Raw genomic sequence first — 13,990 nt, 5'->3', positions numbered from 1 at the left:
AGAAACGTCAGTGGCATCGATAGCACCCAACCAGAAGGGAAAGTCATGTCCGCCACCACTCTTGACCGCAACCGCACGCGCGACGGTTTGCTGCGCCTCGCGATGCGCGCCGACGCCGCCATCACCGGTCTGGCCGGCCTGGCCGGCGTCCCGCTGGCCGGTTGGCTGGCCACGACATCCGGCACCACGAAAGCATTCGAGTACGGCATGGCCGCATTCTTTATCGCCTATGGCGTGCTGGTGCTCTGGCTGGCATCGCTACCGTCGGTGCGCCGCGCCGGCATGGCCGTCGTGCTCGGCAACCTGCTCTACACGGTGGCCGCCGTCGTCCTGGTGCTCGCCGATGTCTTCCCGTTGACCGCCACCGGTGTGGTCGCCACCTTGGGATCGGGCATCTACACGCTGTTCTTCGCGGAGCTGCAGTACCAGGGCTGGCGCCGCGCCAGGACGTAAGCCCGATAGCTGTTCGCGAGCGTAACGCTGCGGCGAATTCTCGGCCGATTTCTCGCCCTGGCGCTACGCTCGCGGCGATCGGGCTCGAGCGGCGTCAGTCCTCGGGTATCTCGCGGTCGATCTCGTCGAGCCAGATGCGCGCGGACATGTCCGACGGGGCGCGCCAGTCGCCGCGCGGCGACAGCGCGCCGCCGTAGGACACCTTCGGGCCGTTGGGCAATGCCGAGCGTTTGAACTGACTGAACGAGTAGAACCGCTGCACGAAGATCTGCAACCAGTGCCGGATCTCCTTCAGCTGATACGACGGCCGCTTGTCCGCGGGGAATCCGGCCGGCCAGTTGCCCTGCTCGGGGTCGTTCCACGCATGCCAGGCCAGGAACGCGATCTTCGACGGCCGGAATCCGTAGCGCAGCACGTGGAACAGCGAAAAGTCCTGCAGAGCATAGGGTCCGACCTTGGCCTCGCTGCTCTGCAGCTCCTCTTCCGCACCGGCGGGAATGAGTTCGGGAGTGATCTCGGTGTCGAGCACCGACTGCAGCACCGCGTCGACGTCGGACTCGAACTGCCCCGACGCGATGACCCAGCGGATCAGGTGCTGAATCAGCGTCTTGGGCACGCCCGCGTTGACGTTGTAGTGCGACATCTGGTCGCCGACACCGTATGTCGACCATCCCAGGCCCAGCTCGGAGAGATCGCCGGTACCCAGCACGATGCCGCCGCGCTGATTGGCCAGCCGGAACAGGTAATCGGTGCGCAGGCCGGCCTGGACGTTCTCGAAGGTGACGTCGTAGGCCTTCTCGCCGCGGGAGAACGGGTGATCCATCTCCTTGAGCATCAGCTCCGCGGTGTCGCGGATGTCGATCTCGGCGAAGGTCACCCCGAGCGCGCGGCCCAGCTCGATCGCGTTGCGTTTGGTGCGTTCGCCCGTCGCAAAGCCCGGCAAAGTGAACGCCAGAATGTCGCTGCGCGGCCGGTTCTCGCGGTCCATCGCGTGCGCGGCGACGATCAGCGCGTGCGTCGAGTCCAGCCCACCGGACACCCCGATGACGACCTTGGGATAGTTCAGCGCACGCAATCGCTGTTCGAGCCCGGACACCTGGATGTTATAGGCCTCGTAGCAATCCTGTTGCAGCCGTTGTGGATCGGCGGGGACGAACGGAAAACGCTCGATCGTCCGCCGTAGTCCGATGTCGCCGGCAGGCGGATCAAGCCGAAACTCGATGCGCCGGAACGACTCCGTCAACGGCCGGTGATGGCGCCGGTTGTCGTCGAAGGTACCCATCCGCAGCCGCTCCGAACGCAGCAACCCCGTGTCGACGTCGGCCACCGAACGGCGCTCCCCCTTGGGGAAGCGCTCGGATTCGGCCAGCAGCACACCGTTTTCGAAGATCATGGTCTGCCCGTCCCACGCCAGGTCGGTGGTCGACTCGCCCTCCCCCGCGGCGGCATAGATGTAGGCGGCCAGGCATCGTGACGATGCCGAGCGGGCCAGCAGCCGACGATCCTCGGCCCGCCCGATCGTGATCGGGCTGCCGGACAGGTTCGCCAGCACCGTCGCACCGCCCAGCGCCGCTTCCGCGCTCGGCGGAATCGGCACGAACATGTCCTCGCAGATTTCGACGTGCAGCACGAAATCGGGAAAATCGGAGGCCGCGAACAGCAGATCCGGACCAAACGGCGCCTCGATGTCGCCGATGCGGATGATGCCGTGCTCGTCGTCACCGGGGGCGACTTGGCGGTGCTCGTAGAACTCGCGATACGTGGGCAGATACGACTTGGGCGCCACCCCGAGCACCACGCCGCGGTGAATGACGACCGCGGTGTTGTAGATGCGCTGCCGGTAGCGCAGCGGCGCGCCGACCACCAGGATGGGCAGCAGATCGGTCGATGCGGCGACGACATCCGCGAGGGCGGTTTCGACGTCGTCGAGCAAGAGGTCTTGCAGGACGATGTCCTCGATCGAGTAGCCGGACAGCGTCAATTCCGGAAAGACGACCAGGGCGACACCCTCGTCGTGGCACTCACCGGCCAACCTCAACACCGAGGCAGCATTGGCCGCCGGGTCGCCCAGCGAGGTGTGGTGCGTGCACGCGGCGACCCGGACAAAACCCTGGCTGTAGCTGTTGTAAAAGTCCATGGCCCTTCCATTGTCGCCCGACCAGTGTGAATAAGCACGCGCCGGGTATAGGCGTGGGCCGAGAAGACGGATCCAGTGGATCAGTATGTGTTCACGTTGGGGCACATTTGCTTGAGCCAGGTGGCGATCAGGCGGTTGTTGGCATCGGCGTCGGGGTCCGCGGGGGTTATGCCGCCGGTGGTAACGAAATGCTCAATCGCGGCCTTGACCACATCGGGAGGGTTGTACTTCTCGAGGATGTCGGCGTTCTTGCGCGCGTCCTCCGGTTTCATCGAAACCATAAGGCTGTCTTTGGCAAAGGAGATGTCAAGGCAGGTCGACGCGTCGGGCGGCGCGGCCTGCGTCGAAGCGGACGGCGCTTGGGGCGAGGCCGAACTTGTTTGCGTGGCAGATGAACTCGACGAAGGCGTCTGACTCGACCCCGACCCCGACTTGCCGCTCGAGCAACCCGCGATGAGCACCGAAATGGCCACCGTTCCCGCAAGCATGAAGATTTTTCGCCGCACGAGAGGCCTCCTTGCCGAAGACTATGGTGCGGTTACCGTACCGGCGTCCTGATTGGTCAGAACCCCGAAACGTAATTTCGCGTGCAATCACCACCACCGCGACCAACTGCCGGTTTGCCAGCACTGAAGTGGTCCCCTTCGCCTAGAACCCGACCGTGTGAAACGAATTCCGGTCTCGAGGCGATAACAGGAAGGTAACGGGTTGATGAGCCGACGAGAGGACGCGCATGAAGCGCAGCGGAGTGGTGGCCGCCGTCGCGGTGAGCAGCGCACTCTCACTGGGCGCGTCAATGGCGCCGGCCCCGGCCAACGGGGATCCGGCAGCGGCCATAGGCCGCACAATCGACCACAACCCGCTTAGTGGCGACTACGAGGGCTATTGCACTTGGGGCGCTCAAGAACAGATACACGCCCATACCGGCTACTACATTCGAGCGCTGACCGGAAATGCCGAAACCTGGGCTAGCCAAGCGCAAGCCGCAGGTTGGACGGTAGTGAACGAAGCGCAACCCCACTCGATCGCCGTCTTCAGCAGCGCGCTCGTCGGGGGCGTCGGACACGTCGCCTGGGTCGACGCCGTCAATGGCAGCAACATCACGATCACCGAAATGAACACCGGTTATGGGGCCAGCGCGTCAAACGGTTTCCGCACCAGCGGCTTCCACGAATTCGACACGCGCACCGTCGCCCAGGCCCCGGGGATGAGCTACATCCTGATCCCCTGAGAAGCCGTGAAAGTCAGTCGCGATGTGCTGCGCCGACGCATCGGTGGGTGGCGCTCGATGCGGCCGATGCCATCGACAATCCTGGCGCTCAAGCCTTTTCACTTTTCGCGTACGGCTAAGCCATGCGCGACGCGAATCCGGCGGCGGCATACGACGCGCTGCGCCGGGGTTTGACGATCGCTCAGGGCAGCGGCAATCGGATGATCGAGTCCTACCTCGCGACGGGCCTGCCCGCCTTCGCCTCCAACTGCGACCCGACGGACGCCCTTGATTTCTTGACCTGGCGATCAAGAACTATTTCGATGCCGGTAGTTACTCTCAGCTGGCGAGCCCACTGGCAATTCTCGCCAGTCACTTCGATCGGATCGGACGGCATGAGGCGTCCGCCACCGTCGTCGGCTTCGCACTTACCGCTCGCGCGCTGGCGGCTGTTCCCGAAATCGAAGTAACGATCGCCCATCTGCGGGAAGTGCTCGGCGACAACGTGTACCAGTCACTGAGCGAAGCCGGAGCGAAGATGACAAGCGCGGACGCCGCGCGGTATGCCCTCGATCAGATCGACCAAGCCCGAGCACAATTGAACACCGTCCCGGAATAGCTGACATCGGAGACCCGCAAAACTGAGTTCTCGGATCACCGTGAACGCCAACGGCCTTCGTGGAATGTCGGTTCAAGACTTGTGTTGATAGATTTCGAACGCCAAGCATAGTTCGGCGAGTTGCCGCGGCTCGGCCAGTGTGCGGCCGGTGCGTTCCTCGATTCTCCGCAGACGGTAACGCACGGTGTTGGGGTGACATTGCAACTGGGCTGCGGCTTTGGGAACTGATCCGCCATTGTCGAGCCAGACATTGAAGGTGTGAATGAGGACCTCCCGTTCGGTGCCGGAGAAGTCGTTGAATGCTCCAAGGACGATCTCGGCGAGCTTGCCGTTCACCTCGGGTGCGCTCACAGCGGCAACGCCCAAGACGGAGTTGTCGAATACGGCTACGTAACCGCCGCCTTTCGCGCGCGCCGAGAGTGTGATCCGCGCGTATCGCAGCGCCTGGGCGGTGTCGGCGAGGTCGTCGAACAGTGGACTGACCCCGACCCGAGTGGTCGCGACCCGCGACAACAACGCCAGCAGGTTGTCCCGAGCAGTGGTGGAGGGAATGTGGGCAATACCGGTCTGCAGATCGGGCAGCAGCCGCCACGCCGAGAAGATGTCGGCGCTGCGCAGCATCGCCGTGATCCCGGGCAGGGCCTGCTTGCCGACGGCCGGGGTCGTTGCGGCTATCACCAGATACGGTCCGTGGGCGGGGATGCGTAGCAGCTGGGCGATGTCCCAGAGACCGTAGTCGCCCAATGGCCGGCCATCGAGCAGCGCTTCGGTCAGTGCCGAGCGTTCGGCTTCGTCGTCGATGACCTGTTGTGCCGCTTGCTGGCGGTAGGCGCCTGCCATCGTGTCGGTGTAGAGGTCCTGGGCGCGCCAGAACCTGGAGGTCGCCACGATCAGCGCTTGCCCGCTAATACCCGGGTGCGCTCCGGCCAGCTCGATCATCACGTCCCACAACACGTGCGATGCAACCCGAAACGCATGCATCACCACGGCCAGCGGCACCCCTGCTGCGGCGCGGGTCCCGCCGGTGGCCACCGCGGGTGAGGTGTTGAACTCGGTGCCTTCTTCAAGAGCTTGGAAGACGAACCGTAGGTTGTTGGCGGTGGCGGGTACGAGCACGTCGTCGGGGATTACCTGGGTGTTCTTGTAGAACGGGACTTCAGCGCGAATCGCGGTCACCACCTTGGCCACCAGCCCGTCGAGCTGCCCGTTGAGCAGCTCTCCAATTTTGACGACCTGCACGTCCATGTCGGCGCCCGCCATAGGTCTTGAGGGTAGACGAGCTTGGCGCGGCGCCCGGTTTGTTCGCCATGACAACACAGAGCGCACGAGGTTTGGCACCGCGTCCATCGACCTGTGCTCCGCGGCTGGCGACGATTAGATCGGCGCGGCGTCTCCCGGAGATCCCAAGCGATCGCGCCGCTAGCCCAAACTCTCGGTTCAGCAAAGCAATTGACGATGGGAAAGGCAGTCGATGATCACCCAGCCATTTCAGAAATCGGTCTATGACACTGTGACCGACGCGCTACCGTTCACGGTCGATCCGGCGAAGATCACCGTCGAACCCGGCGTGTCTTACAGTCCCAGTCCGATCAAGATCCACGACTATGCGGTGGGGGTGATGGCTGCGTTCGGTTCGGTAGTCGACTACATCGGCATGTTGCGCGGCATGCCCCCGCAGACGATGACACTGAACCGGCGCCACTGCGGGCTGGCGCTGAATTCCGGTCAGTTACATTTCCTCAACGGCTACGGCACCTTGATGGACACCTGGCCAATTGGCCCGGACAACGGCACCTACCGCACCGCCGACGACCGCTACGTCCACATGATCGGACTGCACCCTCACCTACGTGATGCTCTGCTGTCCTATCTGGACTGCGCGAACACGGCGACAGCAATTCAAGCAGTGGTGGCGACCAAGACCGCTCAGCAGCTCGAGGACGAGGCTGCCGAGGCAGGTTTGGCGTTGGGAGTCGTACGCAGCCGCGAGGAATGGCTCGCAATGCCCCAAGGTGCTGCGACTGCCCAGCGTCCGATGGTCGAGATCGATCGTCAGGCAACCGGCGGTCAGCGTCGGCTCGGCCCTGCGCGGCACCGGCCCCTGGAGGGCGTACGAGTCGTCGAGCTGACTCATCTGGTGGCCGGTCCGACCATCGGGCGGCTGTTGGCAGAGCAGGGCGCCGACGTCATCAAGGTCCAGCCGCCGATCGGGGACTGGGTGCTGCCGTTGTGGCTGGACGTCAGTTGGGGCAAACGCAACATCGCCCTGGACATCAAGGGGCGCGCCGGTTTCGCCCGGTTCGCTGAACTGCTCGCTGGCGCCGATGTGCTGGTGTCCAGTCAACGTCCCGGCGCGCTGGCCCGACTTGGCCTCGACGACGCCGGCCTGCAACGGATCAACCCAAACCTGGTCGTGGCAGCGGCGTCGTGTTACACCGAGGGCACGCCATGGCATGCCCGGCCCGGGTTCGAGCAGATCGCCCAGGCTGTCACCGGGGTGATGCACACCCACTCCGAGAGTCTTGCCGCCCCGACGGTGGTGTCGGTGTTGATGAACGACTACCTCACCGGCTATCTCGGTGCGATCGGCGCCATCGCCGCCCTGGCCGCACGCGAAGACCAGGGCGGCTACTGGAAAGTCGGCGCCGCGCTGACCCGCTGTTCGATGGAGGCGCTCACCGTCGTCGAGCCGCAGGACGCCGAGGAATACGCCCCTGCGAGCATGAGGGACATAGTCGACTTCGGCGTCGATCAGCTCGGCCCGTCAGGTGTGTTCACTCGATTGGCACCCACGGTGATGTTCAGCCACACTCCCTCGTTCGCCGAGCGCACCTCAAACTGGCCAGGCACCACCCCAGACACCGCGGGATGGTCACCAATCGCGACCTCCGATGAGGCTGCCGAGGTACCGCACTACCCTTCGAAGATGGCCCGCGACAACCTGATCCGTGGATTGGTGCCTTGTTATGGCATCGAGGACCGCGGCGACGGCGGCGGCGGGCTAAGCTTGGCATCACCGCTGTTGATGAAGCTGGTGGAAGAAGCCCGTAAAGCGGGCTAAACCGCATGCCCGCTGGGCATGCGCTGCTCACTTATTGGGCCGCAACGGATTTGGAATCGCTCCCGCACCGTGTCAAGAACACGGCGCTGGCGCTCACGTTCCCGGCGGTGCGTGAGCACGAATCGCGCCACACCCGACAGGCGGCGCGGTAACGGGAACCAATGATCGAAATCAAGGCCGTTCTCCTTGAACACGGCACTCGGGACGTTGTCGTAGATCAGGCTGAGGTTGTGCTGGACGAGCGCGAAAAGCACGTACGGAAATGCCATCGGCGATTCGCGCCTCAGTTCCTGCCAGTCGACTTCGTAGAGCGGAATCTCCCTGAGTTTGTCCAAGAACATCAGGTGGCCCAGGAAGTACCCCATGAACGCAGGCAAGTGCAGCACGGCCGAGCGCATATTGATCGAAACGACTGCGCCACTGGGTGAAACGTACGGCTCGTACGGGTGTTCGTCGGTGACCTGGACGTATCCCGTGCAGTTGACGACCCAGCTGCCCGGCTCGATCGTCTTCGTCGATCCGCTCCGGAATAACAACTCGGTCGTGCACATGCGATCGACTACATCTTCGAGATAGTCCATCACGACATCGTTGAGGCCGGCAGAGATCGTGCGGTTCTCGGCCTCGGACAGCACTCCCAAGACGAAGTTGTCCGATTGCGGAGTCAAGAACGTGCCGTAGGTGGCGCGGTACCAATCTTGGACCTCTGATTCGTTCGTGCCGTCGAACCGGCGATTCAGCTGTGCGGCGACGGTGCTCAGCGTTCGGCCCGTCAACCACCGCCGGGCGCCGCTCGGCAACAGTTTGTCGCGGCTGGAGAAGAATGTTCCCCGGCCGGCGACGAGGTTTACCTGGCGACCGGGGCATGCGGTGATCAGCGCGTGCGCGGTGTCCATCGCGGTTTTTCCGCCGCCGATAATCCACACTGGCGCTTTGCTTTCCCCGATGTCACCGGTCCGGACGTCGCAGTAGTCGGGCGACACCGAATGGACACGCTCGCTGGAGATTTGCAGCGGTTCGTTCGGCGTGACTGCCAGGCCATAGGCTTTGATCAAACGCTTGGCCGCGACAACGAGTACCCGGCCGTCGACCGCCCTACAGGTGGCCCGCACGATTCCGTCCGCTTCTTCGTGCGACTCGAAGTCCCAGCCGAAGTACTCGTCGACTTGCACGCGCTCCCTTATCACGTCGACGCAGTGCTCAAAATGGTCGAGCACCTCGCCCTTGGTCGCCAAGTAGCCGCGATCCTTGCCGAGGGTCCACTCGATGTTGCCCGCGGTGAACATCGGGTGTGGTTGATGCAGGCGGACATACGAATACACGTCGACCCACATGCCGCCCAAGCGCGCCCGACGATCGATCAGAATCACCTTCTGGTCCCGCGACAGGTATCGACTCGCGGCGAAAAGGGCGTTGAGCCCGGCGATGCCGGCTCCCACGATGCAAACGTCGCAGGATTCCACGCGTGAGTATTGGGATTCCGACATCAGCCCGCCTTTCCATGCAGAGGCGTCAAGTATCTGGCTGCGCCGCGCTGGCGGGGATGAGTAGTCGACTACTCCACTACTCTCAGATGCCGCGTTGGCGTACCGCGGGTGACGCACAAACATTTGTGTTTCCTATGTGCAAACCTTGTCGCCCGAACTATCGTGTTTTCGACCGTGTCGCAAGGAGGCTGATATGGACGGAACTCCGTTTGGCCGATACCGCTTAATCGAGTTGTTGGGCCGCGGCGGCATGGGCGAAGTGTGGCGCGCACACGACACTTCGACCAACCGGACCGTCGCAATCAAGTTGCTACCGCCGCAGCTGGCTCAAGACCAGACATTCGTGCAACGTTTCCGCCGAGAAGCCGAAGCGGCGGCGCAGTTAAACAGCCCCCACGTCGTCCCGATTCATGACTACGGCGAAATCGACGGCCGGCTATTTGTGAACATGCGCTTGATCGAGGGCCGCGACCTGCAACAGGTCATCGGTGACGGCCCGCTGGACCCGGCCCGGGCAGTGCGCATCGTCGAGCAGGTGGCCCGAGCTCTGCACGCCGCACACAAGATCGGACTAGTCCACCGCGACGTCAAACCGTCCAACATCTTGCTCGATGAGGACGATTTCGCGTACCTGATTGACTTCGGGATCGCCCGCGGCGCAGACCAGACCCGGATGACCGGCACCGGCGGCGTCATCGGCAGCTGGCCCTACATGTCCCCCGAGCGGCTGCGGGCAGGCCAAGTCGACGCGCGCTCGGACGTCTACGCGCTGGCCTGCGTGCTGTATGAGTGCCTGACCGGGGACACCCCGTTCGCCGGAGACAACACCGAACAGCAAATCACCGCGCACTTCATGGAACCGCCTCCACGCCCGTCGATCACCGATCCCAAGGTGCCTGCCACGCTCGACCCGGTCATCGCCAACGGGATGGCCAAAGACCCCGATCAGCGGTATGCCACCACCATCGAGTTGGCCACCGCCGCCAACGCTGCCATCACCGACCCGATCGCACGGCCCGCCCAAAACCTAAACGCTTCAGCAGCTTTCGCGACGCAGGCCGCAACCAAGGCCGCCGACCCCAGCCTCGCCGCGACCCAACACGCAAGCGAGCTCACCCTGGCGGCATCGCCGGCCGGTGACCCAAGAACCCGAAAGCACCGTCGGATCGCCTTGGCGGGTGGGGCCGTCGTGCTCGCCGCGATCGTCGTCGCCGTCGTCGTGGTGTTCACCGTGGGAAGCGGGCCCGCCAGCCAGCCGGCCGCCAACCCGAAGCCCGTCGCGGCGCCGAACACGGGGCCGTTCACCGGCGTGTACCGCGTCGACTTCGCCCCTTCGGCCACCCACGGGAAGCTGGATGACGGAGGAACACCGTCCAGTGGGCAGTGGTCGGTCCGTTCGGCATGTCGTCCCACCGGCTGTGTGGCAACGGCGACGGCCACGGGCGGAGCTACCCTGCAGTCGGCGTTCGTGTTCGACGACGTTGGTGGGCAATGGCGTGCAGTCGCCGCAGGCCGAGCGACATCGCCACCACCAGGGGTCACCGGCTTCAAAGGTTGCGACTTCCCCGACGATTACTGGACCGTTGTCACGCTGCAAACGCGGCCGGACGGCACGCTGGCTGGCCAATACCGCGCACTGTCGAGCTTCAACGACTGCGAAACCGAGCGGACCGTGACGTTCATCCGGATCGGAGATGTCGACGTGAACAGTCTCCCCGATCCGGCCAGCGAAGCACCGCTCGTTCCATCGCCCGCAGCGGCATGGCACGGTCACTACCACGCCACGAAACGGCGGCTCGACACCAGCTCCAAACCGACTTCGTGGGATGCCACCATCGAGACCGATTGTCTTCGTACCGGCGACCGCTGCATGAGCGACCACCACGGCGCCAATTACCCGTTCGCGGACGGGAAATGGACGTTCAACTTTGACGGCACCAAGCCGTGCGACGCGGGCGGATCCAATCCGACCAAGATTTACCAGGAATACCCGCTCCCGCAGCCGCCGCAAAACCCGATCCCCCTATTAACGGGCCGCGGACACCGAATCGTAACTGGGGGCAACGGCTGTGCCGGTTCCTACGACGAAGAAGTGAAATTCGAACGCACCGGCGACTAAGCGGCCGAGTCCGTACCCTCGAATACGTGACCACCGCCCGCCCCGAATCACCGGAGCTGGTTGCACTGTTGGCTGGACGCCGGATCGCGGTGCTCACGGGAGCGGGGATTTCCACCGATTCGGGCATTCCCGATTACCGGGGCCCTGATTCGCCGCCGAGCAACCCGATGACTATCCAGCAGTTCACCTCGGATTCCGCGTTCCGGCAGCGGTACTGGGCACGCAACCATGTCGGCTGGCGGCACATGGAGGCGACGCGGCCGAATGCGGGCCATCGCGCGCTTGCCGCGCTGGAGCACGCCGGGGTGGTGAGCGGTGTGATCACCCAGAACGTCGACCTGCTGCACACCAAGGCGGGCAGTGCAAACGTGATCGATCTGCACGGCACGTACGCCCAGGTGATCTGCCTGAGCTGCGGCCACACGTTGAGTCGCGCGGCGTTTGCCGAGGAACTCGAAGCACTCAACCCGGGATTCATCGAGCGCGCCGAGGCGATCGGCGGGCTGGCGGTGGCCCCCGACGCCGACGCGGTCGTCACCGATACCACGTCATTTCACTATCTGGACTGTCCGCGCTGTGCCGGCATGCTCAAACCCGATATCGTCTACTTCGGCGAGAGTGTGCCTAAAGATACTGTGGCACAGGCATTTTCACTGGTCGACGAGGCCGAGGCGTTGCTGGTCGCGGGCTCGTCGCTGACCGTATTCTCCGGCTACCGGTTCGTGCGGCACGCCGCCGCAGTCGGCATCCCGGTCGCGATCGTCAACCGCGGCCACACCCGCGGCGACGACTTGGCCGACGTCAAACTCGACGGCGGGTGCTCGGAATTGCTGGTGTTGCTCGCCGACGAGCTGGCGCCGCTGGCCTTGCGCTAGTGCGCTAGAACGTGCAGGGCAGGCTGCGCACGGCGTGTACGAAGTTGCCCGCCACGTACGTCGCATCGGTTGCCTGAATGTCGGGCAGCTGACGCAGCAGCTCACCGAAGATCGCGCGCAGTTGCGCGCGCGCCACATGGGCACCGAGGCAGAAATGCAATCCGCCCCCGCCGAAGCCGACATGCGGATTGGGGCTGCGGCTCAGGTCGAAGTGATCCGGATGTTGGAACACCTCGGTGTCCCAATTGCCCGACGAATAGAACATCACCACCTTCTCCCCCGCGGCGATGGTCTGGCCACCTAGCTCGAAATCGGTTGCCGCCGTGCGGCGGAAGGTCATGACAGGCGTCGCCCAACGAACGAACTCCTCGACCGCCACGCCGATCCTGTTCTCGTAATCGGCTAGCAGCCAAGCCCTTTGGCGCGGGAAGTCGGTAAGCGCTTTCATGGTGTGGCTCATGGTCTGTCGAGTGGTGTCGTTGCCCGCCACCGAGAGCAATACGAAGAACGCCGCCACCTCGGCATCGGTCAGCCGGTCGCCGTCCACTTCGGCATGTACCAGGCTGCTGATCAGATCGTCGCCCGGTTTCTCGCGGCGTTCGGCGGCGAGCGCGCCGACGACCTGGTGTAGGTACATCTGCTGTTCGAAGATGACTTCCAGCGCGGGGCGCCCATTGAGGAATTCGGGGTCGGCCCAGGACACCAACGCGTCCGTGGCGTGTGCCATGCGCTCGCGCTCGGAATCCGGAATGCCCACCATGTCCGACAGCGTGCGGATGGGCAGCTCCTTGGCGCAGCGATCGACGAAATCCGCCCCGCTGCCGGCGTCGCGAAGCTCGTCGACGATCGCCTTGGCATTCGCCTGGATCGACTCCTCGATCCGGCGCACCTGCCGCGGCGTGAATGCGGCGTGAGCGAGCTTGCGCAACTTGGTGTGCCGCGGTGGGTCCATCGCCAGGAAGGATTGCGATGCTTCAAGCAACTCCACCGGAATGCTTTCGAACATCACCCCCTTACCGGACAGGAACACCTCGCTATCGCGGCTGACAGCGACGATGTCCGCGCGCCGGGTGACCGCCCAATAACCGGGATCGTCGGGATCCGGCATCAGGGAGTCCTCGACCGGTGGATGCCAGCTCACCGGTCGCTCGGCCCGCAACACCGCGAACGAGCGCTCCCGGTCGGCTGCCGTCGTCGACCAGAACGCGCGCGAGGAGAGATCGATCGCGTCATACGCACGGGGGCGGCTGGACCGCCCGGCCAACACTGCCATCGTTGCTCCTCCGTCACGTGACCGCCAGTCGAGAACTTCGTCGACAGTATGCCTAGACAGTATGTCTAGTCAATATGTTGAACGGTCGGTTATGCTCGGCAAATGCCGTCGGTCACGCGCAAACCGCAGCCCACGCGCGAGCAGGTGCGCCAGCAGCGGCGCGAGGAGATAGAGCGCCAGCTGCTGGACGCCACCGAGCGGTTGATGCGTGGCGGGGCAAGTTTCACCGAGCTCAGCGTGGACCGGCTGTCGACTGAGGCCGGCATCTCGCGGGCCAGCTTCTACATCTACTTCGAGGACAAGGGTCACCTGTTGCGCCGGCTTGCCGGCCAGGTCTTCGCCGATCTGGCCGAGAGCGCGGATCGCTGGTGGAGCGTGGCGTGGCGCCGCGATCCGAACGATGTCCGGACCGCGATGGCGGGCCTGGTTGCCGGCTATCGCCGACATCAGCCGGTGCTCGTCGCGCTGAACGAGATGGCCGCCTACGACCCGGTGGTTGGCGCGACCTACGGCAATCTGTTGACCGCGATCACCGGGCGGACGACCCGGGTCATCGAAGAAGGTCAGGCCGACGGCTCCATCCGCCCGGAGTTGCCGGCAGCCGCCACGGCCAGCGCGCTGACCTGGATGGCCGAGCGGGCATGCCAACAGAATCTGCCGGGCGCGCCGGACTCCTACGATGCCGAGCTATCCACGACGTTGGCCGAAATCATCTGGGCCACTTTGTATCTCAAGCCACTGTCGGCAGGCTGAGGC

12 protein-coding genes are annotated in these 13,990 nt (G+C 64.4%); 7 read left to right on the top strand and 5 right to left on the bottom strand.

Annotation, left to right across the window (positions count from 1 at the left end):
* Nucleotides 1-45: 45 nt before the first annotated feature.
* A complete protein-coding gene (locus tag LMQ14_RS08775) occupies nucleotides 46-453 on the top strand; it encodes a hypothetical protein (protein ID WP_267734364.1) in 408 nt (135 codons plus the stop codon).
* Between the two features lie 94 nt (nucleotides 454-547).
* On the opposite strand, the gene LMQ14_RS08770 is transcribed toward LMQ14_RS08775, so the two are convergent.
* Nucleotides 548-2,590: an NAD(+) synthase gene (locus LMQ14_RS08770; RefSeq protein ID WP_267734363.1), complete on the bottom strand. Its 2,043-nt coding sequence runs from the start codon at nucleotides 2,588-2,590 to the stop codon at nucleotides 548-550.
* Between the two features lie 80 nt (nucleotides 2,591-2,670).
* On the bottom strand, nucleotides 2,671-3,096 hold the full coding sequence (locus LMQ14_RS08765; RefSeq protein ID WP_267734362.1) for a hypothetical protein: 426 nt from the start codon (nucleotides 3,094-3,096) through the stop codon (nucleotides 2,671-2,673).
* Nucleotides 3,097-3,323: 227 nt separating this feature from the next.
* On the opposite strand from LMQ14_RS08765, the gene LMQ14_RS08760 reads away from it, so the two are divergent.
* Together LMQ14_RS08760 and LMQ14_RS08755 are read left to right on the top strand one after the other, a co-directional pair.
* On the top strand, nucleotides 3,324-3,821 hold the full coding sequence (locus LMQ14_RS08760) for a CHAP domain-containing protein (protein WP_267734361.1): 498 nt from the start codon (nucleotides 3,324-3,326) through the stop codon (nucleotides 3,819-3,821).
* Between the two features lie 122 nt (nucleotides 3,822-3,943).
* Nucleotides 3,944-4,270 carry a hypothetical protein gene (locus tag LMQ14_RS08755; RefSeq protein WP_267734360.1) on the top strand — a complete coding sequence of 109 codons (327 nt, stop codon included), beginning with the start codon at nucleotides 3,944-3,946 and terminating at the stop codon, nucleotides 4,268-4,270.
* Between the two features lie 221 nt (nucleotides 4,271-4,491).
* Here the strand turns inward: LMQ14_RS08755 and LMQ14_RS08750 are convergent, their stop codons facing one another.
* A complete protein-coding gene (locus LMQ14_RS08750) occupies nucleotides 4,492-5,679 on the bottom strand; it encodes a PucR family transcriptional regulator (RefSeq protein WP_267734359.1) in 1,188 nt (395 codons plus the stop codon).
* Nucleotides 5,680-5,929: 250 nt separating this feature from the next.
* Between LMQ14_RS08750 and LMQ14_RS08745 the strand changes: the two genes are divergently transcribed.
* A complete protein-coding gene (locus LMQ14_RS08745; protein ID WP_267734358.1) occupies nucleotides 5,930-7,480 on the top strand; it encodes a CoA transferase in 1,551 nt (516 codons plus the stop codon).
* Here LMQ14_RS08745 and LMQ14_RS08740 read toward each other — a convergent pair.
* Nucleotides 7,477-8,967, bottom strand: a complete 1,491-nt coding sequence (locus tag LMQ14_RS08740) for an FAD-dependent oxidoreductase (RefSeq protein WP_267734357.1) — start codon at nucleotides 8,965-8,967, stop codon at nucleotides 7,477-7,479. The two genes, LMQ14_RS08745 and LMQ14_RS08740, sit on opposite strands and share 4 nt — an antisense overlap.
* 193 nt (nucleotides 8,968-9,160) lie before the next feature.
* Between LMQ14_RS08740 and LMQ14_RS08735 the strand changes: the two genes are divergently transcribed.
* Together LMQ14_RS08735 and LMQ14_RS08730 are read left to right on the top strand one after the other, a co-directional pair.
* Nucleotides 9,161-11,086 (top strand): serine/threonine-protein kinase, encoded by a 1,926-nt coding sequence (locus LMQ14_RS08735; protein ID WP_267734356.1) that lies wholly within the window; start codon nucleotides 9,161-9,163, stop codon nucleotides 11,084-11,086.
* 26 nt (nucleotides 11,087-11,112) lie between these two features.
* The gene (locus tag LMQ14_RS08730; protein WP_267734355.1) at nucleotides 11,113-11,961 is read left to right on the top strand and encodes an NAD-dependent protein deacetylase; all 849 of its coding nucleotides are present in this window, start codon (nucleotides 11,113-11,115) and stop codon (nucleotides 11,959-11,961) included.
* 4 nt (nucleotides 11,962-11,965) lie between these two features.
* Here the strand turns inward: LMQ14_RS08730 and LMQ14_RS08725 are convergent, their stop codons facing one another.
* A complete protein-coding gene (locus LMQ14_RS08725) occupies nucleotides 11,966-13,234 on the bottom strand; it encodes a cytochrome P450 (protein ID WP_267734354.1) in 1,269 nt (422 codons plus the stop codon).
* A gap of 102 nt (nucleotides 13,235-13,336) precedes the next feature.
* Here LMQ14_RS08725 and LMQ14_RS08720 point away from each other — a divergent pair, with 102 nt between their 5' ends.
* Nucleotides 13,337-13,987 (top strand): TetR/AcrR family transcriptional regulator, encoded by a 651-nt coding sequence (locus tag LMQ14_RS08720; RefSeq protein WP_267734353.1) that lies wholly within the window; start codon nucleotides 13,337-13,339, stop codon nucleotides 13,985-13,987.
* Nucleotides 13,988-13,990: the final 3 nt, after the last annotated feature.

Origin of the sequence: Mycobacterium sp. Aquia_213, assembly GCF_026625985.1 — a bacterium.
Lineage (GTDB): Bacteria > Actinomycetota > Actinomycetes > Mycobacteriales > Mycobacteriaceae > Mycobacterium.
Note: the sequence above shows the minus strand (reverse complement) of the source record. Positions and strands in the feature narration are given on the sequence as shown.